The 24,986-nt window shown below is 71.2% G+C and carries 22 protein-coding genes; 8 read left to right on the top strand and 14 right to left on the bottom strand.

Annotation, left to right across the window (positions count from 1 at the left end; translation table 11 throughout):
• Together ACFVYA_RS24860 and ACFVYA_RS24855 are read right to left on the bottom strand one after the other, a co-directional pair.
• Positions 1-897 (bottom strand): glycoside hydrolase family 3 protein (locus ACFVYA_RS24860; RefSeq protein ID WP_387048286.1); only part of this gene is annotated, 897 nt, incomplete at its 3' end.
• 49 nt (positions 898-946) lie between these two features.
• Entirely contained in the window at positions 947-1,957 is a 1,011-nt protein-coding gene (locus ACFVYA_RS24855) for a LacI family DNA-binding transcriptional regulator (RefSeq protein ID WP_285991567.1), read from the bottom strand.
• Between the two features lie 134 nt (positions 1,958-2,091).
• On the opposite strand from ACFVYA_RS24855, the gene ACFVYA_RS24850 reads away from it, so the two are divergent.
• The 4 genes from ACFVYA_RS24850 to ACFVYA_RS24835 are packed head-to-tail and all read left to right on the top strand — an operon-like array spanning position 2,092 to position 8,254.
• On the top strand, positions 2,092-3,387 hold the full coding sequence (locus ACFVYA_RS24850; protein ID WP_387048284.1) for an extracellular solute-binding protein: 1,296 nt from the start codon (positions 2,092-2,094) through the stop codon (positions 3,385-3,387).
• Positions 3,384-4,355 carry a carbohydrate ABC transporter permease gene (locus ACFVYA_RS24845; protein ID WP_285991569.1) on the top strand — a complete coding sequence of 324 codons (972 nt, stop codon included), beginning with the start codon at positions 3,384-3,386 and terminating at the stop codon, positions 4,353-4,355. Before ACFVYA_RS24850 ends, ACFVYA_RS24845 begins: the two co-directional genes overlap by 4 nt.
• Complete coding sequence (locus ACFVYA_RS24840; RefSeq protein ID WP_285991570.1) at positions 4,355-5,179, top strand: carbohydrate ABC transporter permease; 825 nt, start codon at positions 4,355-4,357, stop codon at positions 5,177-5,179. Before ACFVYA_RS24845 ends, ACFVYA_RS24840 begins: the two co-directional genes overlap by 1 nt.
• Positions 5,180-5,194: 15 nt before the next feature.
• On the top strand, positions 5,195-8,254 hold the full coding sequence (locus ACFVYA_RS24835) for a glycosyl hydrolase 115 family protein (protein WP_387048282.1): 3,060 nt from the start codon (positions 5,195-5,197) through the stop codon (positions 8,252-8,254).
• Positions 8,255-8,343: 89 nt separating this feature from the next.
• On the opposite strand, the gene ACFVYA_RS24830 is transcribed toward ACFVYA_RS24835, so the two are convergent.
• Positions 8,344-9,414: a LacI family DNA-binding transcriptional regulator gene (locus tag ACFVYA_RS24830; protein ID WP_285991572.1), complete on the bottom strand. Its 1,071-nt coding sequence runs from the start codon at positions 9,412-9,414 to the stop codon at positions 8,344-8,346.
• A 122-nt stretch (positions 9,415-9,536) separates the two neighbouring features.
• On the opposite strand from ACFVYA_RS24830, the gene ACFVYA_RS24825 reads away from it, so the two are divergent.
• Positions 9,537-10,511 (top strand): endo-1,4-beta-xylanase, encoded by a 975-nt coding sequence (locus ACFVYA_RS24825; protein WP_387048280.1) that lies wholly within the window; start codon positions 9,537-9,539, stop codon positions 10,509-10,511.
• Here ACFVYA_RS24825 and ACFVYA_RS24820 read toward each other — a convergent pair.
• The 7 genes from ACFVYA_RS24820 to ACFVYA_RS24790 all read right to left on the bottom strand — a co-directional run bounded on the left by ACFVYA_RS24820 (position 10,501) and on the right by ACFVYA_RS24790 (position 16,406).
• Positions 10,501-11,043, bottom strand: a complete 543-nt coding sequence (locus ACFVYA_RS24820) for a polysaccharide deacetylase family protein (RefSeq protein ID WP_387048278.1) — start codon at positions 11,041-11,043, stop codon at positions 10,501-10,503. The two genes, ACFVYA_RS24825 and ACFVYA_RS24820, sit on opposite strands and share 11 nt — an antisense overlap.
• Before the next feature lie 55 nt (positions 11,044-11,098).
• Entirely contained in the window at positions 11,099-12,037 is a 939-nt protein-coding gene (locus ACFVYA_RS24815; RefSeq protein ID WP_387048276.1) for an acyl-CoA desaturase, read from the bottom strand.
• Between the two features lie 308 nt (positions 12,038-12,345).
• Positions 12,346-12,549 (bottom strand): cold-shock protein, encoded by a 204-nt coding sequence (locus ACFVYA_RS24810; RefSeq protein ID WP_093947269.1) that lies wholly within the window; start codon positions 12,547-12,549, stop codon positions 12,346-12,348.
• Positions 12,550-12,648: 99 nt separating this feature from the next.
• The gene (locus ACFVYA_RS24805) at positions 12,649-13,944 is read right to left on the bottom strand and encodes a class I SAM-dependent methyltransferase (RefSeq protein ID WP_387048273.1); all 1,296 of its coding nucleotides are present in this window, start codon (positions 13,942-13,944) and stop codon (positions 12,649-12,651) included.
• Positions 13,926-15,332: an FAD-binding oxidoreductase gene (locus ACFVYA_RS24800; RefSeq protein ID WP_387048271.1), complete on the bottom strand. Its 1,407-nt coding sequence runs from the start codon at positions 15,330-15,332 to the stop codon at positions 13,926-13,928. The genes ACFVYA_RS24805 and ACFVYA_RS24800 overlap by 19 nt, the downstream gene beginning before the upstream one ends.
• A gap of 100 nt (positions 15,333-15,432) precedes the next feature.
• Positions 15,433-15,972, bottom strand: coding sequence for a DivIVA domain-containing protein (locus ACFVYA_RS24795; protein WP_387048270.1), 540 nt, complete (start codon positions 15,970-15,972; stop codon positions 15,433-15,435).
• A complete protein-coding gene (locus ACFVYA_RS24790; RefSeq protein ID WP_285991579.1) occupies positions 15,969-16,406 on the bottom strand; it encodes a DUF6292 family protein in 438 nt (145 codons plus the stop codon). The genes ACFVYA_RS24795 and ACFVYA_RS24790 overlap by 4 nt, the downstream gene beginning before the upstream one ends.
• A 187-nt stretch (positions 16,407-16,593) precedes the next feature.
• Here ACFVYA_RS24790 and ACFVYA_RS24785 point away from each other — a divergent pair, with 187 nt between their 5' ends.
• Together ACFVYA_RS24785 and ACFVYA_RS24780 are read left to right on the top strand one after the other, a co-directional pair.
• On the top strand, positions 16,594-17,034 hold the full coding sequence (locus tag ACFVYA_RS24785) for a DUF6292 family protein (protein WP_387048267.1): 441 nt from the start codon (positions 16,594-16,596) through the stop codon (positions 17,032-17,034).
• Positions 17,035-17,050: 16 nt separating this feature from the next.
• Positions 17,051-18,973, top strand: a complete 1,923-nt coding sequence (locus ACFVYA_RS24780; RefSeq protein ID WP_387048266.1) for a S9 family peptidase — start codon at positions 17,051-17,053, stop codon at positions 18,971-18,973.
• On the opposite strand, the gene hpaD is transcribed toward ACFVYA_RS24780, so the two are convergent.
• The 4 genes from hpaD to ACFVYA_RS24760 are packed head-to-tail and all read right to left on the bottom strand — an operon-like array spanning position 18,956 to position 23,887.
• Positions 18,956-19,999: a 3,4-dihydroxyphenylacetate 2,3-dioxygenase gene (hpaD, locus tag ACFVYA_RS24775; protein WP_387048265.1), complete on the bottom strand. Its 1,044-nt coding sequence runs from the start codon at positions 19,997-19,999 to the stop codon at positions 18,956-18,958. The genes ACFVYA_RS24780 and hpaD overlap by 18 nt on opposite strands.
• Positions 19,996-21,504, bottom strand: coding sequence for a 5-carboxymethyl-2-hydroxymuconate semialdehyde dehydrogenase (hpaE, locus tag ACFVYA_RS24770; protein WP_387048263.1), 1,509 nt, complete (start codon positions 21,502-21,504; stop codon positions 19,996-19,998). The genes hpaD and hpaE overlap by 4 nt, the downstream gene beginning before the upstream one ends.
• The gene (gene dapA, locus ACFVYA_RS24765; protein ID WP_387048262.1) at positions 21,501-22,448 is read right to left on the bottom strand and encodes a 4-hydroxy-tetrahydrodipicolinate synthase; all 948 of its coding nucleotides are present in this window, start codon (positions 22,446-22,448) and stop codon (positions 21,501-21,503) included. Before dapA ends, hpaE begins: the two co-directional genes overlap by 4 nt.
• Before the next feature lie 17 nt (positions 22,449-22,465).
• Entirely contained in the window at positions 22,466-23,887 is a 1,422-nt protein-coding gene (locus ACFVYA_RS24760; RefSeq protein ID WP_387048260.1) for a fumarylacetoacetate hydrolase family protein, read from the bottom strand.
• A 91-nt stretch (positions 23,888-23,978) separates the two neighbouring features.
• Between ACFVYA_RS24760 and ACFVYA_RS24755 the strand changes: the two genes are divergently transcribed.
• Complete coding sequence (locus ACFVYA_RS24755) at positions 23,979-24,950, top strand: magnesium transporter CorA family protein (RefSeq protein ID WP_387048258.1); 972 nt, start codon at positions 23,979-23,981, stop codon at positions 24,948-24,950.
• The last annotated feature ends 36 nt before the right edge of the window (positions 24,951-24,986 follow it).

The following is a 24,986-nucleotide window of genomic DNA, read 5'->3' as shown; positions in this document are numbered from 1 at the left end:
GTGCAGGAACGCCACGGAGAAGTAATCGGCGACCACCGTGCCGTCGAACCCGTAGGTGTCCCGCAGGAGGTCCGTCAGCAGGGCGGGGTCGGCGGCGGACGGGAGGCCGTCGGTGTCGGTGTAGGCGTTCATCACCGACCGGGCGCCGGCGCGCAGCGCTTGTTCGAACGGCGGCAGCAGGACGTCGGCGATTTCCCGCGGGCCGGCCGAAACCGGCGCCAGGTTGCGCCCGGCGCGTGAAGCGGAGTACCCGACGAAGTGCTTCAGCGTGGCCACGATGCCGGCCGACTCGAGGCCGGCGACGTACGCGCTGCCGATCGTCCCGACGAGGTAGGGGTCTTCGCCGATGGTCTCCTCGACCCGGCCCCAGCGCAGGTCGCGGGCCACGTCGAGGACCGGCGCGAGCCCCTGGTGCACGCCCAGTTCGCGCATGGTCCCCCCGATGCGCGCCGCCATCCGGCGGATCAGGTCCGGGTCGAACGTGGCACCCCACGACAGCGGGGCCGGGTAGATCGTCGCCTGCCACGCGGCCAGCCCGGTGAGGCATTCTTCGTGCACCACCGCGGGAATCCCGAACCGGCTGCTGGCGACGATCTGCCGCTGGGTGCGCGCGAGGCTGTGCGCCCCGATCACCGGGTCGACCGGCCGGGTGCCGAACGCGCGGGTCAGCTGCCCGATGCCGTGGCGGACCAGGTCGTCGAAGTCGACCGCGGCGTCGACGAAGTCGTGCTGGTGCGGGGCCATTTCGCCCCCGGAGTCGATGCCGACCCAGACCCCGTAGAGCTGGGCGAGCTTCTCGCGCAGGGTCATCCGGGCCATCAGGGCCCGGACGCGTTCGCCCGGGTCGGCCGCGGGGTCGCGCCACGGCTCTCCGGCCGTGGTGGGCTGCGTGGTCAAGGCTTTTCCGCCCTTCGTCTGGGGGAGGAGGTGAGGAGGAGGAAACGGTTCAGGGGAGGGCGCGGGTCGAGTGCCGCACCACCAGGCCGGTGGCGAGCGTGACGTGGGTCCGCTCGACCTCGTCGCCGTTGATCAGGGCGATGAGCATGCGGATGGCCCGGTGCCCCATCTCGCGGATCGGCTGGTCCACAGTGGTCAGTGGCGGACTGCAGAGCGCCGACTCGGGCACGTTGTCGAAGCCGACCACGGAAAGGTCGTCGGGCACGGCGAGCCCGAGCTCGCGGGCGGCGCCCACGGTCGCGATGGCCGAGATGTCGTTCGCGGCGAACACCGCGGTCGGCCGGTCCGGGCCGGTCAGCAGGGCGTGCGCCGAGGCCGCGGACACCTCCGGGTCGTAGGCGCCGATCCGGATCAGGTCTTCGTCCGGCGTGATGCCCGCGGCCGTCAGGGCACGCAGGTACCCCGTCTTCCGCAGTTCGGCCGACTGCAGGTCGGGCCGGCCGGAGAGGAACGCGATCCGCCGGTGCCCCAGCTCCAGCAGGTGCTCGGTGGCCAGCTGCGCGCCGCGGAGGTTGTCGGAGTCGATGGTCGGCAGGTGCGACGGCCCGGTGTGCGGGTCGACCGCGACGACCGGCGTACCCGGCACGGCTTCCAGCGAGACGGCGGGGGTGACCAGCACGGCACCGTCGACGAGGGTGCCGCTCAGCCGGGAGAGATAGCGCTTCTCCCAGCCCACCGGGTCTCCGGTCCGCCCGCCCGCTGAGTACACGACGAGTTCGAAGCCGCTGCCGCGGATGGCGTCCGCCGCGCCCTTGAGCAGCTCGGTCGAGAACGGCTCGAGGTCGGCGACCAGGATGCCGATGACGTTCGTCCGGTGGTTTCTCAGGCTCTGCGCCACCAGGCTCGCTTCGTAGCCGAGCTCTTCGATCACGGCGCGGACTCGCGCGAGCGTCGCGGCGGAGACGCCGTAGCGCTCGTTGATGACCTTCGAAACCGTGGCCACCGAGACGCCGGCCCGGGCGGCGACGTCACGGATGGTCACCCTGGAACTGGGCTGCATCGGCTCAGACTAGCCATAGAAAACGTTATCGACAACGATTGACATCGCATTTGTCCCGGGAGCAGACTCTTCGCCAACCCGGGCGCAGTGCCGCCCCGTCCAACTCGGCCGAAGTCGTCAGGAGTGGACCCACAATGTTTGTGAAACGCCGGAACACCGTTCTCGCCGCGTTGGCGGCCGTCGTCCCGCTCGCGCTCGCCGCGTGCAGCGGGGGGAGCGATACCCCCGCGCAGCCGAGCGGCCCGGTCACCTTGACCTGGTGGCACAACGGCACCACCGATCCGATCAAGTCGATCTGGGAGAAGGTCGTCGCCGACTACCACCAGGCGCACGGCGACGTCACGATCAAGGCCCAGCCGCTGCAGAACGAGGACTTCAGCACGAAGGTGCCCCTCGCACTGCAGTCGGCCGAGCCGCCGGACATCTACCAGTCCTGGGGCGCGGGTGACCTGGCTTCCCAGCTGACCTCGGGCAAGGTCGCCGACATCACCGACTTCACGAAGTCGTGGATCACCCAGACCACCGGCAAGTTCGGCGAAAACTGGCAGGTGGACGGCAAGCAGTACGGCGTGCCGTTCGAACAGCACTTCGTCGGCTTCTGGTACCGCAAGGACCTCTTCCAGCAGGCGGGGATCACCACCCCGCCGAAGACCATGGACGAGCTGAACACCGCTGTCACGCAGCTGAAGGCCAAGGGCATCGCGGCGATCTCGGTCGGCGGCAAGGACCGCTGGCCGGACGCCTTCTACTTCAACTACTTCGCCGTCCGGGAATGCTCGGTCGACGTGCTCAAGAAGTCGGTGAAGGCGGTCAAGCTCGAGGACCCGTGCTGGACGAAGGCGGGTCAGGACCTCAAGAACTTCCTGGCCACCGAGCCGTTCCAGACCGGGTTCGCCGGCACGCCCGCCCAGCAGGGCGCGGGCAGCTCCGCCGGCCTGGTCGCCAACGGCAAGGCCGCGATGGAGCTGCAGGGCGACTGGGAGCCCGGCACGATGTCGTCGCTGACCGAGGACAAGGACCTGGACTCGAAGGTCGGCTGGTTCGCGTTCCCCTCCGTCGCGGGTGGTCAGGGCGACCCGAACGCGGTGCTCGGCGGCGGTGACGGGTTCGCCTGCACCACCCGGGCGTCGAAGGCGTGCGCGGACTTCCTGCAGTACCTGGGCAGCGAGCCGGTGCAGACGCAGCTGGCCGCGCAGGGCGCGGGCCTGCCGGTCAACACCGTCGCCGCGAAGGCGCTGAAGACCGACACGCTCCGGCAGGTCTACGACTACGGCACGAAGGCGCCGTACCTGCAGATGTACTTCGACCGGGCGTTTCCGACGGCGGTCGGCGCCGCGCTGAACGACGCGGTGGCCAACATGTTCGCCGGCCAGGGCACCCCCGAAGGCATCGTGACGGCCGTCAACCAGGCCGCGGCGGGCAACAAGTGACCACGGCCACGACCCCGGTGCGGACGGCCGCGAAGCCGTCCGCACCGGCGGTCACCGCCCGTAAGCGCCGGCCCGGCCGGCGCAAGCGGCTCGAGCTGGCGCTGCTGCTCGGGCCCGCCCTGCTGCTGTTCACCGGGTTCGTCCTGGTGCCGATCGGGATCGCGGCGTTCTACAGCGTCTTCAACTGGAAGGGGTTCGGCCCGCTCGACGACTTCGTCGGGTTCAAGAACTACGCCGATGCCTTCGACGGCACGGTGTTCCAGAGCGCCATCGTCCACAACCTGATCATCGCCGGGTTGTCGATCGTGGTGCAGCTGCCGCTGTCGATCGGGCTGGCGCTGCTGCTCAACCGGAAGCTGCGTGGCCGCGCGGTGCTGCGTGCCCTGGTGTTCGCGCCGTACGTGCTCTCCGAAGCGATCACCGCGGTGATCTGGGCGCTCATGCTGCAGCCGAACGGGTTCGCCGACCAGACGCTCCGGGGGGCCGGGCTCGGCGGGCTGGTCCACAACTGGCTGGCCGACCCGGGCATCGTGCTGTACACGATGTTCGCGGTGATCACCTGGAAGTACATCGGCTTCGGCATCATCCTGCTGCTCGCCGGGCTCCAGGGGGTGCCCGCCGAACTGCGCGAAGCCGCGGCGCTCGACGGTGCCTCGGCGTGGCAGACCACCCGGCACGTGGTGCTGCCGCTGCTCGGGCCGACCATCCGGATCTGGATCTTCCTGTCGGTGATCGGCTCGCTCCAGCTGTTCGACGTCGTCTGGATCATGACGCAGGGCGGCCCGGCGAACGCGTCGACGACGATGGCGACCTACCTGATCGACCACGGCTTCAAGCGCTACGAGTTCGGGTTCGGCTCCGCGGTGGCGGTGATCCTGTTCGTCATCTGCTTCGTGTTCGCCCTGCTGTACCAGCGGTTCGCGCTGCGCCGCGACACCCAGGGGGCCCTGACCAGGATGGTGGGCTGATGCGCTCCGGCAAGTTCGGCCTGTCGATGGGCTACCTCGCGGCGATCGTGGTGGTCGGTGTGACCGTCGTGCCGCTGCTGTTCGTGGCGCTGGGCGGGTTCCGCACCAACGCGCAGATCAACACCGACCCGGCCGGGCTGCCGGGGCCGTGGGTGTTCGACAACTACGCCTTGGTGCTCGGTTCGAGCGCGTTCTGGACCTTCCTCGGCAACAGCGCGCTGATCGCCGTGATCGCCACGGCGCTCGCCGTCGGGCTCGGCTCGATGGCCGGGTACGCGCTGTCGCGCTACCAGTTCAAGGGCCGGGAGGCGTTCTACACGCTGTTCACGCTCGGCCTGCTGTTCCCGATCGGCGTGGCGACGCTGCCGCTGTACCTGTGGCTGCGCCAGCTGGGCCTGCTCGAAAGCTTCTGGGGCGTGGCGATCCCGGAGGCGGCGTTCTCGCTGCCGGTGACGATCGTGATCCTGCGCCCGTTCATGCACGCGATCCCCGGCGAGATCGAGGACGCGGCCGTGCTCGACGGCGCCACCAGGATCGGCTTCTTCTGGCGCATCCTGCTGCCGCTCTCGACGCCGGCGTTGACCACGGTTGCCGTGCTCGCCTTCGTCACCAGCTGGAACACCTACCTGCTGCCCCTGCTGGTGTTCAACGACTCCGCGCACTTCACGCTCCCGCTCGGCGTCGCGATGTTCCAGTCCGCGTACTCCCAGGACACCGCCCGAGTGCTCGCGTTCACCGCGTTGTCGGCGATCCCCGCGCTCGCGTTCTTCGTGCTCGCCGAACGGCGCATCGTCGGCGGGCTGACCGGATCCGTGAAGGGCTGACTCAGGAGGTCTGCCGTGCCGTCCGAGGTCCACCGTCGTGCGTTCCTGCAGTTGCTCGCGCTGGCCGGGGCGGGGTCCGTGGCCCTCCCGGGTCTTGCCGAAGCCGGGACCGGATTTCCGTTGGTGTCGCGGGGAAAGGCCGCGACGATCGTCGTCGGGTCGGCTGACTTTCCCGGCGTCCGCCGGGTCGTCGGCGACCTGGCCGCCGACGTCGAACGCGTCACCGGTGTGCGGCCCGCGGTGTCGTTCGACGTCGTCCCCGCGCACGGCCCGGTCGTCGTGGTCGGCACCCTGGGCCACAGCCCGCTGGTGGACGGGCTGGTCGCGGCCGGCAAGCTCGACGTCACCGGGATCGCGGGGAAGTGGGAGACGTCGCTGAGCCAGGTCGTCGACGGCCGCCTGGTGCTCACCGGCAGTGACCAGCGCGGCGTGATCTACGGCGTCTACGAGGTGTCCCGGCGCATCGGCGTCTCGCCCTGGTACTGGTGGGCGGACGTACCGCCGCGGCGGCAAGCGGAGCTGCACCTGCCGCGCGAGCGGTTCAGCCTCGGCACCCCGCACGTGAAGTACCGCGGGTTCTTCATCAACGACGAGAACCCGGCGCTCGGCACCTGGGCCCCGGCCTTCTTCGGCCCGGGCCAGGCGCCGGGCTTCCCGAACGGCTTCAACCACCTGTTCTTCGCGAAGGTCTTCGAGACCATGCTCCGGCTGCGGGCCAACTACCTCTGGCCGGCGGTGTGGGGGCGCGCGTTCGCCGAGGACGACCCGCTCAACCACGCGACGGCCAAGGAGTACGGCATCGTCATGGGCACCTCGCACGAGGCGCCGATGATGCGCGGGATCGAGGAGTGGAACCGGCACGCGGTTCCCGCCGTCCGCGACGCGGCCGGGAACATCACGACCCCGGGGCACGACCCCTACGGCGGCACGGGGGAGTGGAGCTTCCGCCGCAACGGCGAGGCGATCAAGGCCTACTGGACCGACGGCATCCGCCGGATGGTCCGCGAGGACTTCGAAGGCGTCGTCACACTCGGCATGCGCGGCAACGGCGACGTCGGCCTGCCCGACGGCGACGGCATCGAGCTGATGCGCGAGATCATCGCCACGGAACGGGAGATCCTCGCCCACGAGACGGGCCGGGACCTGACCACCGTGCCGCAGGTCTGGACGCTGTACAAGGAAGTCCAGCGGTACTGGGCGAAGGGCCTGCGCCCGCCGGACGACGTCATCGTGGTGTTCACCGACGACAACTGGGGCAACATCCGCAAGATGCCCGACCGGTCGCTGCCGCCGCACCCCGGCGGGTACGGGCTCTACTACCACTTCGACTACGTCGGCGGCGGCCGCAACTACAAGTGGGTCGACACGACGCTGCTCGCGAACACGTGGGAGCAGCTGCACCAGGCGTACGCCTACGGCAACGACCGGCTGTGGGTGGCCAACGTCGGCGACATGAAGGGCAACGAGCTGCCGCTGCAGTTCTTCCTCGACTACGCCTGGAATCCCGATTCGCTGCCCGTCGAGCGGCTGTCCACGTGGGAGCGTCAGTTCGCCGAGACGAACTTCGGCGCGGTCCTGGCGGCGGAGATCGCCGGGGTGCTGCACGACTACGGGCGCCTGCAGTCCCGCCGCAAGCCGGAGCTGCTCAACCGGCGGATCACCGTCGACCCGGCGAAGGACCCGGCGACCGCCGACGCGATCAGCTACGACGACCGGATGACGCCGTTCAGCCTGGTCAACTACCGCGAGCTGGACCGGGTCACCGACGAGTGGCACGACCTCGCGGCGCGGGCGTCGAAGATCGGCGGGCGGCTGCCGAAGGCATTCCAGGACGCCTACTACGAGCTGGTGGGGTACGAGGTCGAGGCATCGGCCAACCTGTACGCGCTGCGGCGGGCCGAGTTCACGAACCTGCTGTACGCGGCGCAGGGCCGGGCCTCGGCCAACGGCCTCGCCGCCGTCACCGAGGACCGCTTCTCCGACGACCTGGCGCTGGCGGAGAAGTACAACACCGGCATCGCCGGCGGGAAGTGGAAGGGGTTCCAGACCCAGCCGCACATCGACTACGGCGACGTCGCCCGCTACGGCCCGAACGCGCCCTGGCAGCAGCCGGAGCTGAACAACGTGGCGCTGCCGGACGTCATCTTCCCGGCGGTGCGGCGCCTCGACCTGCCCGCGGCGGCGTCACTGGGGGTCGCCGTCGACGGCTCCCCGGACGCGTGGCCCGGCGCCGCGGGACGGCCGGCGCTGCCGGAGTTCAGCCCGTACCAGAGCGCGCCACCGCAGTACATCGACGTCTTCAACCGCGGGCGGTCGCCGTTCCGCTGCACCGTGACGACGAGCGCGCCGTGGGTGGCGGTCGAGCCGCGGGGCGGCCGCGTGGAGGAGGAGCTGCGCATGACCGTGCGGATCGACTGGTCCCGGGTGCCGAAGGGCACCACGACCGTGCCGATCACGGTGTCGGGTGCGGGCAGTTCGGTTGTCGTGGACGCCGTCGTGCGCAACCCGGAGCTCCCACCGCCGTGGCGACGCGGTTTCGTCGAGGCCGGCGGGTACGTGTCGATGGAGGCCGAGCACTGCAGCGAGAACGTCGGCACGGCGGACACCGGGTGGCGGCGCATCCCGGAGATCGGACGGACCGGGGCGGGGATGACCCCGTTCCCGGTGACGGCGGCCGGCCGCGCACCGGGGACGGGGCCGCGCCTGGAGTACCGGATGACGCTGTTCACGACCGGGCCGGTGACGGTGTGGGCGTACTTGTCCCCGCGCAGCAACGTGCTGTCCGGCGACGGGCTGCGGTATGCGGTGTCGTTCGACGACGCGGAGCCGCAGGTGGTGAACATCACCAAGGCGACGGGGGCCGACGACACGTCCATGAACCGCCAGTGGGAGCGGACGACGTCGGACAACGTGAACCTGACGGCGACACGCCACGTGATCGGGACGGCAGGCCCGCACGTGCTGAAGTTCTGGATGGTCGACCCGGCGGTGATCGTGCAGAAGCTGGTGGTCGACACCGGAGGGCTGCGGGCGAGCTATCTGGGGCCGCCGGAGAGCACCCGGTGGCCGTGGTGAGCGGCGGGCCGGGCCGGCCGGCCGCGGCAGAACAGGGGCGCTGGCCGGCGCCGCGCCCGCCGGCCGTGGGTCAGCCCCGATCGGCCGCCCTACCGCGCTCCGCCGGTGAGCACCCGGTAACCCCGGTGAGCCGGGGCCGCCGTGCTGTGGCGGACCACCAGGCTCGTCGCCAGCTCCAGCCGGTGGCTCTCCGGATCGACCCCGCGGGCCAGCGAAATCGCCAGCCGGGCACCGGCCGCCGCCATCTCCTGCAGCGGCTGGCGGACCGTGGTCAGCTCCGGCGTCAGCCAGCGGGCGATCGGCAGGTCGTCGAAGCCCACCACGGAAAGGTCGTCCGGGATGCGCAGCCCCGCGTCGCGGGCCGCCTCGTACACGCCGAGTGCCTGCAGGTCGCTGCCGGCGAAGACCGCCGTCGGCCGGTCGGGGAGGGTGAGCAGTGAAGCGAGTTCCCGGTAGCCGGCCCGGACGTGGAAGTCGCCGCGGCGCACCAGGGCCGGGTCGAACGCCAGTCCGGCCGTCTCCAGCGCCGTGCGGTACCCGTCGATCCGGGCCCGGCTGCACAGCACTCCCTCCGGCCCGCCGATCATCGCGATCCGGCGGTGGCCCAGCTCCACGAGGTGCCGGGTGGCCGTCAGCCCGCCCTGCCAGTTCGTGGCCCCGATCGAGGGCGTCTCCGGTCCCGGCGCGCCGGCCGGGTCGACGACGACCAGCGGGATGTCCCGGGCCCGCAGCTTCGCCAGCTGCCCGCCGGTGAAGTCGGAGCACACCGAAACGATGCCGACCGGCCGCCGGGCGAGGACGCTCTCCAGCCAGCTCTGCCCCGGCGTGTGCCGGCCCGACGATTCCGCAAGCACCACCGCCATTCCATTTTCGCGGGCGACGCACTCCACCCCGCGGATGATTTCCAGTGCCCACGTGCTTTCGAGTTCGTGGAACATCAGTTCCAACAGCCGGGAACGGCGGGAACGTTCGTCGGCGCGGCGCCGGTAGCCGTATTTTCCGATGACGGCTTCGACGCGGGCGCGGGTGCTTTCGGCGACGTCGGGACGGCCGTTCAGCACCTTCGAAACTGTCGGGACGGAGACACCGGTCTCGGCGGCGATCCGGGCGATGGTCACCCGGGTCTCGGTTGGTTCGAGCTCGTCAGACTTCGTTGTCATGAAGGAGATTCTAGGTCATCGAAACCTGATTTGAAACGGTTGGAAAGTTTCGGAGAACCATTGCCTCGCGGAGGATGAAGATGTCGGGAAGAATTCCTAAGAAACGCGTCCTGATGGCGGTTGTGGCCACTCTGGGTATTGCCGTGTGGCAGGCGCCGGCGGCTTCGGCGTCGGTCCCGCTGCAATACACCACGAACCGTTACGTCGGCAGTGCGGTGGCCGCGGCGTACCTGGCTTCGGAAACCGATTACCGGGCGGTGCTCACGCGGGAATTCGACAACGTGACGCCCGAGAACGAGATGAAGTGGGGCACGGTCGAAGCCGTGCGGGGCCAGTACGACTGGTCCGGCGCGGACGCGATCGTCGAGTACGCCCGGCGGCACCACAAGACAGTCCGCGGCCACACGCTGGTCTGGCACTCCCAGCTCCCGGACTGGGTCGCCGCGCTGCCCGCCGACGAGCTCCGCCGGGTCCTGCGCGACCACATCACCACGGAAGTCAAGCGGTACAAGGGGAAGATCCGCGCCTGGGACGTCGTCAACGAGATCTTCAACGAGGACGGCACGCGCCGCGACACGGTCTTCCGGCAGAAGCTCGGCGACGGCTTCGTCGCGGACGTCTTCCGCTGGGCGCACGCGGCGGACCCGGCGGCGAAGCTCTACATCAACGATTACAACATCGAAGGGATCAACCCGAAGAGCGACGCGGTGTACGACCTGGTGAAGACGCTGCGGCGGCAGGGCGTGCCGATCAGCGGCGTCGGCATCCAGGGGCACCTGTCGATCCAGTACGGCTTCCCGGGTCAGTACCGCGAGAACCTGGCGCGCTTCGCCAAGATCGGCGTGGAGACCGCGGTCACCGAGGCCGACGTCCGGATTCCGACTCCGGCCGACGCGGCCAAGCTCGCCACCCAGGCGAGCTACTTCGGTCAGCTGTGGGACGGCTGCCACGCCGTCCGCAAGTGCGTCGAGTTCACGACCTGGGGGTTCACCGACCGGCACTCGTGGGTCCCGGACGTCTTCCCGGGCGAGGGCGCGGCCTGCCTGTTCGACGAGAACCTGCACCCGAAGCCGGCGTACTTCCGCCTCAACCCCTGACCGGACCGGGACGCAGCCCGCGCTCGGCGAGCGCGGCGAGGATGCGGGGGACCGCATCCAGGGTGGCCGGGCGGCCTTCGTGCATCAGCACGACGCCGCCCGGCTGCACCTGCCCGGCCGCGGTGACGATCTCGTCCGCGGAACAGCCCGCCCAGTCGCGGGTGTCGACGCTCCACAGCACCTCGGTGAGCCCGTGGGCCGCCAGCACCCGGGCGACCGAGGTGTCCGTGTCGCCGTAGGGCGGCCGGAACAGGGCGGGCCGGATCCCGGTCAGCCGGGTCAGGAGGTCCTGCGTGCGCCGGACCTCCTGGTCGCGGGCGGCCTCCGGCAGCGTGGTCAGCTGCGGGTGGGTCCACGTGTGGTTGCCGATCGCGTGCCCCGCCGCGGCGATCGCCCGGACGAGGTCCGGGTGCGCCGCGGCGTGCTCGCCCCACAGGAAGAAGGTCGCCCGCGTGCCGCCGAGCGCGGCCAGCAGCGCCGGCGTCGTCTCGGGGTACGGGCCGTCGTCGAAGGTCAGCGCGACCGTGTCCATCGCTTCAAGATCACCGGAACCGGGTCCGGCGGCAAGGACTTTCGAGCCGGTTTCGTCAGCGGGCGAGCGCGGCGAGGCGCTTCGGGGTCGGCCAGCGGACGTTCCACGCCCAGCCGAGCTTCTCGAACGCCCAGATGACCCGCGCCGAGATGTCGATCTGCCCGCGCTGTGCGCCGTGGCGGGCCGAGGTCGGGTCCGCGTGGTGGGTGTTGTGCCAGGACTCGCCCATCGACAGGATGGCCAGCGGCCAGAAGTTCGCCGAGCGGTCGCGGCTGGCGAACGGGCGTTCGCCGATCATGTGGCAGATCGAGTTCACCGACCACGTCACGTGGTGCTGAAAGGAGATCCGGGCCAGGCCGGCCCAGAGGAACGCGGTCAGCGCGCCCCACCACGACAGCGTGATCAGCCCGCCGAGCAGCGGCGGGAGCAGCAGGCTCACCAGCACCCACACCGGGAAGAGCCGGTCGACGACGCGCAGGTCGCGGTCGGCGGCCAGGTCCGGGGCGAACCGGTCGACGTTGGTCTTGTCGCGGCCGAAGAGCCAGCCCATGTGCGCGTGCCAGAAGCCGCGGGCCAGCGCCACCGGGGACGTCCCGAACAGCCACGGCGAGTGCGGGTCGCCTTCGCGGTCGGAAAAGGCGTGGTGCCGGCGGTGGTCGGCGACCCAGCCGATCACCGGGCCCTGCGCCGCGAGGCCGCCGGCGATGGCCAGCGCGATCCGCAGGGCCCGCTTGGCGCGGAACGAGCCGTGGGTGAAGTACCGGTGGTAGCCGACGGTGACCCCGAGCGTCGACACGAGGAAGAAGGCGCCGCCGATCGTGAGGTCGAGCCAGCTGACGCCCCAGCCCCAGAACACCGGGACGGCGACGGCCAGTGCCAGGAACGGGACCAGCAGGAACGTGCGGATGGTGATGAGCTCGGGGATCGTCTGCTTGCCGTCGAGCACCGGTTTCGGTGCCGGGCGCGCGGGTTTCACCGGGGTGGAGGTGGTCATGCAATCTCGTTTCGAGTCTTCGCCGCGCCGGACTGAGCCTCGCGGGACGCCGGGGAGCGGAAACACCCGGCGGTGAACGGTCTGCGGGTGACCCGGGCGCGTCACCGCTCCTGCCGGTGATCTGCCTCAAGGGCCACACGGCGAGAGTGAGGCCGGCGGGACGCCGGCGTACGAGGTGCTCTCGCCTCTGCCCAGGTTACCGGATCGTTGTGAACGCGCAGTGTGGCCGAGGGCCGGGACACCGGATGGCCGCACACGAGAAAGGCCCCCGCCCCGGTGGGGGCGAGGGCCTTCGGGTGCCTCGTGGCTCAGATGACGTTGACGCGCTGGGCCTGCGGGCCCTTCTGGCCCTGGCCGATTTCGAATTCCACGCGCTGACCCTCGTCAAGCGACTTGAAGCCGCTGCCCTGGATCTCGGAGTAGTGGACGAACACGTCCGGGCCCCCGCCATCCTGCGCGATGAAGCCGAAGCCCTTTTCGCCGTTGAACCACTTGACACTGCCCTGAGCCATACCAATACCTACTCTGTGTAGTGAGCCTGGACGCCCCGTTCGGACGCCCGGTCTCAAGACCATTGTCTCAGAACCTCGCGCACATGGCACGCCCTGGTCTCAAACTCCCCAATCGGGGCGCAGCGGCATGCTCATCCCGCCCTCGCTGTCGGTCCGGACGCCCAGGATGTGGTGCAGTTCGATCTCGCGCCGTTCGAAGGCCAACCGGCAGGCCGCGAGGTAGAGCGCCCACACCCGGGTTCGCCCGGCACCGGCCTCGGCGACGGCTTCGTCCCAGTGCTCGTCGAGGTTGGCGCACCACCCGGCCAGCGTCGTCGCGTAGTGCTCGCGGAAGTTCTCCGAGTGCCGCACCTCCAGCCCGGCGTCGTGCATGGCGGTCATGAGCTCGCCCGGCGCCTCCAGCTCGCCGTCCGGGAAGACGTAGCGGTCGATGAAGCCCCGCGACCGGTGGGCGACGCTGGTGTCCGGGTTGGTGATGCAGTGGTTGAGCAGGCGCCCGTGCGGCTTGAGCTTGCCGGCCAGGAAGCGGAAGTACCCCGGCACGTTGCGCGCGCCGATGTGCTCCGTCAGGCCGATCGACGAGATCGCGTCGAACCCGGTTTCGGTGACGTCCCGGTAGTCGAGGTGCCGGATCTCGGCGCGGTCGGCGATCCCGAGCGCGACGATGTTCTTCTGCCCCCACTGGGCCTGCTCGCGGGAGAGGGTGACGCCGATGGCCTCGACGCCGTAGTGGCGGACGGCGTGCGCGACCATGCCGCCCCAGCCGCAGCCGACGTCGAGCAGCCGCATCCCCGGCTTGAGGCCGAGCTTCCGGCAGACCAGGTCGAACTTGTTCGCCTGCGCCTCCTCCAGCGTGGCGCCCTCGTGCGGGAACACCGCGCACGTGTAGGCCATCGACGGGCCGAGGACCAGCTCGTAGAACCGGTTGGACACGTCGTAGTGGCTGGCGATGGCCTCGCTGTCGCGCACCTTCGAGTGCCGCAGCGCCGTCATCCCGCGCCGGAACCGGCTCGGGTGCTCCTCGGCGGGCGGCTTGACCACCCGCAGGTGACGGGGGCCGAGCTTGCGCAGCAGCCACAGCCGGTCGGCCGGGGTGAGCTGGTCGACCTGCGTGGCCAGCGCGCGCAGCGCCGTGTAGAGGTCGCCCTTGACGTCGAGCGCGCCGGCGACGTACGCGCGGGCGAGGCCGAGGTCACCGGGGGACGACATCAGGTAGTCCAGCGCCAGCGGTGAGCGCACTTCGATGCCCACCGGCGCGTCGGCCGGGCCGCTGCGGCTGCCGTCGTAGGCGGTGATCGACACCTCGGCGCGCGGCCCGAGCAGCCGCTCGAAGACGGCGCCGACGGTGATGTTTTCCTGGGTCACGTTCGTTCCTTTCACCGGCGGCGGACGCATTTTTCGTAGAGGCCGAGCAACCGCTCACGCGGGTCGTAGGCGCGCTTGAGCTCCCGGTAGGCGTCGCCGTTGTAGAGCCGCCAGAACTCATCTTCGGTGTAGAAGCTGTCCGAGTACAGCGACTTGTGGCCGCCGAGCCGGGTGACCTCGGCTTCGACCATCCGGTTGTGCACGCCGTCGCGCTCGCCGGGGTCGAGGGGCACCGACGACCAGAACCCGAAGTTGACGTACAGCTCTTCGGGGTCCAGTTCGTACAGCGGCCAGCGGACCCCGCCGGGCCGCTGGCGCAGCGGGCAGATCCAGACCGGGCTGATCGGGATCTCCCGCTCGAAGAACTCGAGGAACTCCGCGGCCCGGCCGAGCGGGACCTCGATGTCCTGCACGATCGTTTCCTCCGGCGGCAGCCGCCGGAGTTTCAGCAGCCGCTCGGCGATCCGGAACCGGCGGTCGAGCGCCACGGCCTTCCAGTACACCGAGGACCGCAGGAACCGGCGGCCGAGCAGCAGCCGCGGCAGCCGGTGCTGGACGCCGAACGCCCGCGAGCACCAGAACCAGTCGGTGTCCCAGCGCCAGAGGTAGTCCCGGATGGTGAGATGGTCGGTCTCCCGGCGCTGGATCGAGCGGTAGTAGATGTCCAGCCAGGTGTAGTCGCTCGTCGCGGGCGCGGTGTCGGTGAACGTCCCGAGCGTCAGGTACAGCTCGTCCGGGCCGAAGACCGTGCCGTCGACGAAATCGACGTGCTCGCCCTCGTGTTCGCTCTTCGCGCAGATCTCGCCCAGCGCCTCGAAGAACTTCCCGCGGTCGTGGTGGCGGACGTGCCGCAGCCGCACGAACGGCTTCACCGGCTCCAGGAGGATCCGCAGCCGCAGGGCGTAGCCGAGGGTGCCGTAGGAGTTGGGGAAGCCGTGGAAGAGGTCGCGGTGCTCGTTGTCCGGCGTGGCGACGACGATCCGGCCGTCCCCGGTGAGCACCTCGAGCTCCAGCACCGATTCGTGCGGCATGCCGTTGCGGAACGACGAAGACTCGATGCCGAGCCCGGTCACCGCGCCGCCGAGGGTGATCGTCTTCAGCTGCGGCACGACCAGCGGCATCAGGCCGTGCGGCAGCGTGGCGTCGACGAGCTGCTCGTAGGTGACCATGCCCTCGACGTCGGCGGTGCGGTTGTCCGGGTCGACGCGCAGGACGTGGCTGAACCCGGAGACGTCGAGCCCGGGGTGGTTCGCCGCGGTGCGGGAGCGGAAGAGGTTCGACGTCCGTTTGGCCAGGCGGATCGTGGTTTCGCCGCTGATCGCGCTGAGCTGCTGTCTCAGGGCGTCGACGCGGGCTTCGTGCTCGGGGAAAGCCGGGCCCGGACGGGCCTCGGGCACCCCGGCCTGATCGATGGTCACGCCCTTGATCCTGCCTCACCGCGGGCCCGGGTGGCTCATCGAGCGCCGGAATGCCGCAATCCCGTCTCGCGAATCGGGAAAACGAGTCGACCGCGGGGCGTCAGGCGACGGCGCGCAGCGGCGTTTGCTCGTCGAGGAGCGCTTCCGCGTCGGCGAGGAACGCGTCGATCTGCCGCAGCCGGTCGGCGGTGCGCCGCTCGATCGCGGCCAGCCGGCCGGCCCGGCGCCGGGCGTCGTCGACGATCCGGTAAGCCTGCGCGCGGGCGTCCGCGGTGCGCCGGTCCGCGGCCTCTTCCGCGTCGCGGACGATCGCGGCGGCGCGCTCCCGGGCCGTCGTGACGATCCCGTCGGCTTCGGCGTGCGCCAGGCCGAGCAGGTGCCGGACGCGGTCGCCGACCGCGGCCGGATCGGCGGGCGTACGGCACAGCCGGTCGGCGCGGGCGGTCAGCTCGGCGTGGTCGGCCCGGGCCCGTTCGAGCTGCCGCGCGAGGTGCCCGGCCTCGGCGACGGCCGCGTCGCGATCGACGGTGAGCAGGCGGATTTCGGCGAGGAGCTCGTCGATCCGCTCGTCGACCTGCTCGCGGTCGTAGCCGCGGAACGTCAGCGCGAAGCTCTCGGGCAGGGGCAGGGGCGCCGTCATCGGGCCACGGCCGGCCGGCGCAGCAGCGCGGCGAGCGCGGCGGCGTCGCCCGCGGTCCGGAGGTGCACCGGGTCGGGCCGTCCCACGGTGTGGTCGTCTTCGTGCAGGGCGGTGACGAACCGCGCGACCCGGCGCGGCGGCGGGGCGACGGTGGGGCCGCCCAGGTAGCGCAGGACGATCAGGTCCTCGCCGGAATGCGTCTCGATGGCCGCGGCCCAGCCGCGTTCCTCGTCCCACAGCAGGGCGACGTCACGGTCGGGGTAGTGCGGCAGCCGGGTGTCGAGGGCGACGTAGGCCGAAACCGGGCTGTCGTGGTCAAGGGTGCAGGACTCGAGGCCGATGCCGAGCTCGCTGGTGACGTCGCGGAGGTAGCCGAGCAGCGCGGGGACGGCGGGGTGCTGGTAACCGGTCGGGAGTTCGATCGATGCGGTCACGGGGGTGGATCGCCTTTCTCTTCGGGTACTCCGGTTCTAACATGTCATCGAAACGATGACAAGGGAATTGTCGCCGGATAGACGACGTCCGGCGTCCGGTTCGCCGGGATTGAGCAGCGTGAGGCCGGGGTACCCGATCGGGTGACCGCGGAGGATCCCGCGGCGGGACGGGGAAAGCGAGGCGGCGTTGAGCATTCTGATCGACTTCGGGCGCGACACGGAGTTCTCGTTCGAGCGGGGGTTGCGGGGCTACGTGGGGGCGGTGGCCCGGGCCGTGGGCGTGGGCTGGGAGTCCTGCACGCTCGACGCGGGAACGCCCGCGGCGGCCTACATCGCCCTCGACTGGCGGTTGTCCCGCTTCCCCGGCCACGACCTGGCCCTGGTCTGGGACGAGGTGCACGGCTGGGCGGCGGCCATCGAAGACGCCACCGGCGAGGCCGCGACCGTCCTGGCCTACCTGGGGGGCGAAGTCCTCCCGGACCCCCGAGCAGTGGTGCGCTTCCTGGCGGCGGTCCGCGCGGACGACCCGGACGCGGGCACGCTGGAGGCCCCGGTCCTGCGTGAGGCGGGTGACCACGAGCGGTTGCTGGCGATGGTGCCGGAGGGGAAACCCGCCGCCCGCGGGTGATGGCACACTGGGGATCATGGGGGAGTTGACGGCAGAGGCCGTGGTCGACCGGCTGGTACCGCGGACACCGCGCTTGTCACCGGACGGCCGGTGGGTGGCGTTCGTGAGCGCCCCGGTGGGCCGGCCGGGGAAGCATCCGGAGAGCGGGCTGTGGCTCGGCCCCGCGGACGGCAGTGAGCCGCCTCGGGAGCTTGTCACCGGCGCGGCGGAGGACGAGGAGCCGCGTTGGTCGCCGGATTCCGGGTCGGTGTACTTCCTCTCGGACCGCGCCGACCGCGGAACGGCGCAGCTGCACCGGGTCGGCAGGGAAGGCGGCGCGCCGGAGCAGCTGACGGACTGGCGTGCGGGAATCAGTGCCTTCGAGCTGATGCCGGACGGCGGCTCGGTGGTGTTCCTCGCGCCGGAGGAGAAGGCCACGGCGCCGGATCCACGGGTCCGGATCGTCCGTCCCGCGAGCAGCGGCTCAGTTCCGGCGAATACCGGCACCACCACCACCACCGCTACTGCGGCCCCGACCACCGCCCCACCTTCCCGGCCCACCTGGGACACCGTCGACCGGCCCGATCGGCTCTGGCTGCTCGACCCGTCGACCGGCGCCGTCCGCGCGCTCGGCGACTTCGGCTCGCGGCACGTCGTCGAAGCCGCCGCGCGGCCGGATGGCCGCGCCCTGGCCGTGCTCACCTGGTCCGCCGCCGATCGCGAGCCCGGCATGTACGAACCCGCTCTGCACCTGCTCGACCCGGCCACCGGTGCGCGGCAGGAGCTGGGCGTCCCGGCGCGGGAATCCTCGTCGCTCACCTGGTGGCGCGACGAAACCGGGTGGCACCTGGCCTACCTCGGCATCACCCCGCCCGGCCTGATCGGTGGCACCGCGGTCTTCGCTGCCGGCGACCACCGGAACCTCACCGCCGGGATGAGCGTCTGCCCGGTCGAACTGGGCGAATCCGGCGACGGCTCACTGCTGGCCCTGTTCGCCGAAGGTCTCGACACCACGATCCGGCGCCTCGACCCCGCCTCCGGCACCTTCACCGAGCTCTGCCGCGTGACCGGCGGCCTCCAGCACCTGAGTGCGGGCGGAGGCCGGATCGCCGTCGTCGGGAGCACCGCCACCGAGCCCGAGGCCGTCCACTGCGGACCGCCCGTCGGCCCGCTCACCCGTCTCGGTGAACCGCAGCTGCGCGGGATCGCTTGGGGCACCCAGGAACGCCTGTCCTACCGCGCCGACGACGGCTGGGAACTCGACGGCCTCTTGATCCTCCCGCCCGGCCGGACCCGCGCCGACGGACCGTTCCCGCTCGTGACCATCGTCCACGGCGGCCCGTACGACCGCTACGCCGACCAGTTCCAGGTCGGCTGGTTCCGGTGCGGCCAGTGGCTGGCCGCGGCCGGGTTCGCGGTGTTCCTCCCGAACCCGCGCGGCGGCCTCGGCCACGGTCACGCCTTCGCCGCGAGCGTCGCCGGGGACGTCGGCGGCGCGGAGTTCACCGACCTCCTCACCGGCATCGACCTCCTCGTCGAAGAAGGCGTCGCCGACGGAGACCGGCTCGGGATCAGCGGCGGGAGCCACGGCGGGTTCATGGCCGCCTGGGCCGTCGCGAACACGGATCGCTTCAAGGCGGCCGTCGTCGTCGCCGGCGTGATCGACTGGCCCCTGCTCGCCGCGACCGGTGAGTACGGCCGGTACGACCTCGCCCTCGGTGGCCGGGAAAACAGCCCGATCACCCACGCGGACCGGATCGCCACCCCGGTCCTGATCATCCACGGCGAAGACGACACGAACGTCCCGCTCTCGCAGGCCGAACTCCTGCACCACGCCCTGGGCGACCGCGAGCACGAATTCGTCGTGTACCCGCGGGAGGGCCATTCGTTCCGCGAACGCGGCCACCAGCTCGACCTCCTGCACCGCACCCGCGCGTGGTTCTCACACCTGCTCGCCTAGCTTGAGCTCCGCCTGCCCGGTACCGAAGGAGAACCCGTCGGCGCCGACGGTGACGCCGGCTTCGCGCGGCTCGGCTCGTTCGACGACCGGCTGGACCGCGCCGTCGAGGTCGAGCACCGGTGACGCGTCGGTGTACCAGCTCGGCACCACCGGGTTGCCCCACCAGTCGCGGCGCTGGGTGTCGTGGACGTCCCAGGTGAGCACCGGGTTGTCCGGGTCGCCGGTGTAGTAGTCGTGCGTGTAGACCTCGATGCGGTGCCCGTCGGGGTCGCGGACGTACAGGTAGAACGCGTTCGACACGCCGTGCCGGCCCGGTCCGCGCTCGATCACCTCCGGCTTGCGCAGCGCGCCGAGGTGGTCGCAGATGTGCAGGATCTGGTGCCGCTCGTGCGAGGCGAACGCGAGGTGGTGCAGCCGTGGGCCGTCGCCGCCGGTCAGGGCCACGTCGTGGACCGTCGGCTTGCGGAACATCCAGACCGCGTACACCGTCCCCGCCGCGTCCCGGATGTCCTCCGAGACGCGGAACCCCAGGCCTTCGTAGTACTCCCGGGCCGCCGGGACGTCCGGGGTGTCCAGGTTGAAGTGGTCCAACCGCGACAGCGCGCCGGCGCCGTGGACGTCGTAGCGCTGGGTGAACCGCTCGACGTGCTCGGCCTCGTGGAAGAACTCCACCGGGAAGCCCAGCGGGTCGAGCACCCGCACGGCCTCGCCGATCCCGCGTGTCGCGCCCGCCGGACGGCGTTCCACCCGCACGCCCAGCTCCCGGTGGTACGCCTCGGCCAGGTCGAGGTCGGCGGGACTCCGCACCCGGTAGGCCAGCACGCCGAGCGCCGGAGTCGATCCCTTCCGCAGCACCAGCGAGTGGTGCAGGTACTCCTCGAACGCCCGGAGGTACAACGCGCCGGCGTCTTCGTGGGTGACGACGAGCCCGAGCACGTCGACGTAGAACGCCCGCGACGCGGTCAGGTCGGTGACGACGAGCTCGGCGTAGGCGCACCGGAGGACGTCCGGCGGGGTGGCGGTCATGACTGTCCTTTCCGGACGGTGCCGAAGCGGGGCGGGTGCACCGGCCCGAGCGAGACGTGGACGGCCTGCTGGTGCGTGTAGAAGTCGAGCGACCGGTAGCCGCCTTCGTGACCGAGGCCGGACGCCTTGACCCCGCCGAAGGGGGTGCGCAGGTCGCGGACGTTGTGCGAGTTCAGCCAGACCATGCCGGCCTCGATCGACTGCGCGAAGGTGTGCGCCCGCCGCAGATCGGTCGTCCACAGGTAGGCGGCCAGCCCGTACTCGACGTCGTTCGCCAGGCTCAGCGCTTCGGCTTCGGTGTCGAACGGGGTGAGCGCGACGACCGGCCCGAAGATCTCCTCCTGGAAGATCCGGGCGGTGGGGGGAACATCGGCGAACACCGTCGGCGCCACGAAGTTCCCGCTGTCCGAACCGGACGGGCGGCCGCCGCCGGCGAGCAGGCGGCCTTCGGTCTTGCCCAGCTCGACGTACCGCATCACCTTGGCGTGGTGCTCGGGGTGCACGAGCGCACCGACCTCGGTGGCCGGGTCGTGCGGGTCGCCGACGACGATGTTCGCCGCGCGTGCCGCGTACCGCGCGCAGAACTCGTCGTAGACCGGCCGCTCGATCAGGATCCGGCTGCCGGCGGTGCACCGTTCGCCGTTGAGCGAGAACACGCCGAAGAGCGTCGAGTCGATGGCGGCGTCGAGGTCGGCGTCGGCGAAGACGATCGCCGGGGACTTGCCGCCCAGTTCCATCGACATGCCCTTGAGGTGCGCGGCGCAGTTGCGGTAAATCGCCCGGCCGGTCGTGGTCTCGCCGGTGAACGAGATCAGCGGGACGTGCGGGTGCTTGACCAGTGCGTCGCCCGCTTCCTCGCCGAAGCCGTTGACCAGGTTGAACACCCCCGGCGGGAGCCCGGCACCGGCGAAGATCCCGGCCCACAGGCTCGCCGACAGCGGGGTGAACTCGGCCGGCTTGAGCACCACCGTGCACCCCGAAGCCAACGCCGGCGCGAGCTTCCAGCTCTCCAGCATGAACGGCGTGTTCCACGGCGTGATCAGCCCGGCGACGCCGATCGGCTTGCGGTGGACGTAGTTCACCTGCCGGCCGGGCACCTGGTAGGTGTCGTCGACCTGCGCGACGACGAGGTCGGCGAAGAACCGGAAGTTCTCGGCCGCGCGCCGCGCCTGCCCGAGCGCCTGGGTGATCGGCAGGCCGGTGTCGAAGGTCTCCAGCTCGGCCAGCCGCGCGTCCTGGGCCTCGACGGCGTCGGCGATCTTGTTCAGTACCTGCGCCCGGGCCCGCGGCAGCATCCGCGGCCACGGTCCCTCGGTGAACGCCTGGCGAGCGGCCGCGACCGCGCGATCGACGTCCTCGGCCTGACCTGCCGCGGCGGTCGCATAGGGCGTGTTCGAAACCGGGTCGAGCACGTCGAACGTCCGGCCCGAAACGCTGCCGACGAGCTCGCCGCCGATGTAGTGCTTCAGCTCGCCCGGCAGCCCGGCCGGGACGTGGCGGGTCATCGCTTGCCCGCCACGGTGAAGCCATCGGCCGGCGAGAGGTACTTCGCGCCTTCGGCCATCAGCTCGGTGATGCGCGCGATCCCGCGCCCGGTCGGCGAGATCAGCGGCGGTCGCACGTGCCCGGACGCGATGAGCCCGCGCTGTTCGAGGAGCCACTTCGCGGGCGCCGGGTTGGTCTCGACGAACAGCAGGTCGACCAGGGGGTGCAGGCCGTAGTGGAGCTCCCGCGCCCGTTCGTGGTCGCCGGACTGCCAGGCCGTGTACATCTCGGCGCACGCGGCCGGCGCGATGTTCGCCGTCGCGCTGACGAACCCGGCGCCGCCCAGGGCCAGCAGCGGCAGGCCGAGCAGCTCGATCCCGGACCAGACCAGCAGTTCCCGGCCGCACAGGTGCAGCACCCGGGAGAAGTGCTCGAAGTCCTTCGTCGTCTCCTTGATCCCGACGAAGTTGTCGCACGAGCGGAACAGCCGCGCGACGGTCTCCGGCGCGAGGTCGACCGCGGTCCGGCTCGGCACGTTGTAGGCGACGATCGGCAGGTCCGGGTACTCCCGGCAGACCGTCCGGTACCAGACGAACAGCGCGTCCTGGGTCGGTCGCGCGTAGTACGGCGTGATGACGAGCGCGGCGTCGATCCCGGCGTCCCGCGCCAGCGCCGTCAGCTCCAGGGTCTCGTCGAGCTTCGCCGAGCCGGTGCCGGGGAGGAACGGGACGCGGTCGCCGACCTCCGCGGCCACCGTGCGGATGGCCTCCGCCCGCTCGGCGATCGTCTGCGAGCCGGGTTCGCCGGTGGAACCACCGATCGAGATGCCGTGCGTGCCCGAGGCGAGCTGCCAGCGCACGAGGTTCGCCAGACCGTCGTGGTCGACGGCGCCCTCGGCGGTGAACGGCGTCACCAGCGGCGCGATCGACCCGCGGACGGCCCGGGGGTCGGAGCGGAATCGCATGGGTCTTCCTTCCTGCGTCAGGGGCGGCGGCAGGCGAGCCAGGCGGCGTACCGCCCGCGCCAGTGCTCGTCCATCGGGTAGAGCCCTTCGACGCGCTCGCCCGCGGCGATCTGCTCGGCGATGAACGTCTCCTGCCGCTCCTGCTCGACCGCGGCGTCGACGACCTCTTCGACCAGGTGCGGCGGGATGACGAGCACGCCGTCGCCGTCACCGGCGATCACGTCACCGGGGCACACCGCCGCCCCGCCGCAGGCGATCGCGACGTCGACGTCCCACGGCACGTGCCGCCGGCCGAGCACCGCCGGGTGCGGCCCGGCGTGGTAGGTCGGAATGTCCAAACCGGACACCGCGGCCAGGTCGCGGACCCCGCCGTCGGTGACGATCCCGGCCGCGCCGCGCACCTGCGCCCGCAGCGCGAGGAGGTCGCCGACCGTGCCGGTGCCGCGTTCGCCGCGGGCCTCCACGACGAGGACGTCGCCGGGGCCGAGCGCGTCGATCGCGCGCTTCTGCGCGTTGTAGCCGCCACCACGGGACTCGAACAGGTCTTCGCGGTAGGGCAGGAACCGCAACGTCCGCGCGCGGCCGGTCAGCCGGGTGCCCGGCCGGGTCGAGGTCAGGCCGTCGATCGACACCGCGTCGTACCCGCGTTTGCGCAGCTGGGCCGACAGCGTCGCGGTGCCGACGGACTCGATCCGGTCCGTCAGGGACGCGGTCAGTTCGAACGCCGGTGCGGTTGTCCCGTAGGCGTCCGCGCGCTGCTTCTCGTCGACCCGGGGGAGCGCACCGTACGGTCCGAACGGGACGGTCCCACCGGCGATCGTGGTCACCAGCCGGCCGGTGGTGTGCCCGTCCGTGTCGACCTCGACCTCGACGACGTCGCCGGGCACGACGACCGACGCGCCCGCGGGCGTACCGGTCAGGACGACGTCGCCGGGTTCGAGGGTGATCAGCTGCGAGAGGTCGGCGACCAGCCGCCCGAAGCCGAAGAGCAGGCCGCTGGTGGAGTCTTCCTGGACCAGTTCGCCGTTGACCCAGGTGCGCAGGCGCAGGGCGGTCGGATCGAGGCCGGCGGCCGGCAGGACCGCCGGGCCGAGCGGGGTGAAGCCGTCGCCGCCCTTGGATCGCAGGTTACTGCCCTTGTCGGCGTAGCGGAGGTCGTGGACGCCGAAGTCGTTGGCCGCGGTGACGCCTCCGACGTGCGCCCAGCCGTCTTCGGGGGCGACGCGGCGGGCGGTGCGGCCGATGACCAGCGCGATCTCGCCTTCGAAGCCCAGCAGCTCGGTGCCCGCCGGCCGCTCGAGCACGGCGCCGCTCACCGCGACGGACGTCGGCGGCTTGAGGAAGTACGACGGCTGCTCCGGCACCCGGCCGCGCTGGGCGGCGCGGGAGCGGTAGTTGAGGTGGAGCGCGATGATCTTGCCGGGCCGCTCGAGAACCATATCGCAAATAATATATGATTCGTGCCGCAGGGGAAGGCCTTGCCGGTCGCGGCCTCGTGTGAGCCGTCACCGCGCCGGGTAACCGTGAAGGATGACCAGAACCCGGGTGTACCGCGACGGCGTGCTGCAGAAGGAAGACTTCCCCGTCGAGGACGTGTCGGAGTTCCTGGCCGAGCCGGGCACCGCGGTGTGGGTCGACCTCTGCGCGCCGACCGAAGCGGATCTGGCCCGGCTCGCCGAAGAACTCGGCCTGCACCGGCTCGCCGTCGAGGACGCGGTTTCCGAACACCAGCGGCCCAAGCTCGACCGCTACGACGGCCACGCCTTTTTGTCCGCTTACGCGGTGCGGTTCGACGCCGGCACCGGCCGGGTCGCCACCGCCGAGCTCGGCGCGTTCGTCACCCCGCGGGCGCTGGTGACCGTGCGCAAGGACGACGGCTTCGACATCGAGCCGGTCGTGCGGCGCTGGGACCAGGGAGCGGAACTGGCGAAGTCCGGCGTGTCCTTCCTGCTGCACGGGCTGCTCGACCACGTCGTCGACGGGCAGTACGAAGCCGTGCAGGCGCTCGACGACGAGGTCGAAGCCCTGGAGGACCTGGTCTTCGCCGACCGCCCGGACTCTTCGGAACTGCAGCGCCGCTCGTTCCGGCTGCGCAAGAGCCTCACCGCGCTCCGTCGCGTGGTGCTGCCGATGCGCGAGGTGATCAGCTCCCTGATGCGGCCGGACCTGCGGCTGGCCGACGAGCTGACCCGCCCGTACTTCGAGGACGTCCACGACCACGCCCGCCAGGCGGCCGAGCAGACCGAAGCGCTGCGGGAGCTGATCGCGACGGTCCGGGAGACCCAGCTGAACCTGCAGGGCAACCGGCTGAACCTGATCATGAAGAAGGTCACCGGCTGGGCCGCGGTGATCGCGGTGCCCACCGCGGTGACCGGGTTCTACGGCCAGAACGTGCCGTACCCGGGCAATGGCGAGCCGAGCGGGTTCTGGGCCTCGACGATCGTCTTGCTGGTGCTTTCGGTGGGGTTGTACGCGTTGTTCAAGAAGAAGGACTGGCTGTGAGGCGCGTGTCCGCGACTCCACAGTGGAGTGTCCATA

The organism is Amycolatopsis sp. NPDC058278, from assembly GCF_042881395.1.
GTDB lineage: Bacteria > Actinomycetota > Actinomycetes > Mycobacteriales > Pseudonocardiaceae > Amycolatopsis.
Note: the sequence above shows the minus strand (reverse complement) of the source record. Positions and strands in the feature narration are given on the sequence as shown.

Excerpts from the sequence above, each read along its gene's own strand:
- ACFVYA_RS24840 (WP_285991570.1), top strand. The coding sequence starts at position 4,355 with ATGCGCTCCGGCAAGTTCGGCCTGTCGATGGGCTACCTCGCGGCGATC.
- ACFVYA_RS24850 (WP_387048284.1), top strand. The coding sequence starts at position 2,092 with ATGTTTGTGAAACGCCGGAACACCGTTCTCGCCGCGTTGGCGGCCGTC.
- hpaD (WP_387048265.1), bottom strand. The coding sequence starts at position 19,999 with ATGACCGCCACCCCGCCGGACGTCCTCCGGTGCGCCTACGCCGAGCTC.
- ACFVYA_RS24855 (WP_285991567.1), bottom strand. The coding sequence starts at position 1,957 with ATGCAGCCCAGTTCCAGGGTGACCATCCGTGACGTCGCCGCCCGGGCC.
- ACFVYA_RS24810 (WP_093947269.1), bottom strand. The coding sequence starts at position 12,549 with ATGGCTCAGGGCAGTGTCAAGTGGTTCAACGGCGAAAAGGGCTTCGGC.
- ACFVYA_RS24815 (WP_387048276.1), bottom strand. The coding sequence starts at position 12,037 with ATGACCACCTCCACCCCGGTGAAACCCGCGCGCCCGGCACCGAAACCG.
- ACFVYA_RS24760 (WP_387048260.1), bottom strand. The coding sequence starts at position 23,887 with ATGGTTCTCGAGCGGCCCGGCAAGATCATCGCGCTCCACCTCAACTAC.
- dapA (WP_387048262.1), bottom strand. The coding sequence starts at position 22,448 with ATGCGATTCCGCTCCGACCCCCGGGCCGTCCGCGGGTCGATCGCGCCG.
- ACFVYA_RS24795 (WP_387048270.1), bottom strand. The coding sequence starts at position 15,972 with ATGACGGCGCCCCTGCCCCTGCCCGAGAGCTTCGCGCTGACGTTCCGC.
- ACFVYA_RS24755 (WP_387048258.1), top strand. The coding sequence starts at position 23,979 with ATGACCAGAACCCGGGTGTACCGCGACGGCGTGCTGCAGAAGGAAGAC.
- ACFVYA_RS24830 (WP_285991572.1), bottom strand. The coding sequence starts at position 9,414 with ATGACAACGAAGTCTGACGAGCTCGAACCAACCGAGACCCGGGTGACC.
- ACFVYA_RS24820 (WP_387048278.1), bottom strand. The coding sequence starts at position 11,043 with ATGGACACGGTCGCGCTGACCTTCGACGACGGCCCGTACCCCGAGACG.
- ACFVYA_RS24780 (WP_387048266.1), top strand. The coding sequence starts at position 17,051 with ATGGGGGAGTTGACGGCAGAGGCCGTGGTCGACCGGCTGGTACCGCGG.
- ACFVYA_RS24805 (WP_387048273.1), bottom strand. The coding sequence starts at position 13,944 with ATGCGTCCGCCGCCGGTGAAAGGAACGAACGTGACCCAGGAAAACATC.
- hpaE (WP_387048263.1), bottom strand. The coding sequence starts at position 21,504 with ATGACCCGCCACGTCCCGGCCGGGCTGCCGGGCGAGCTGAAGCACTAC.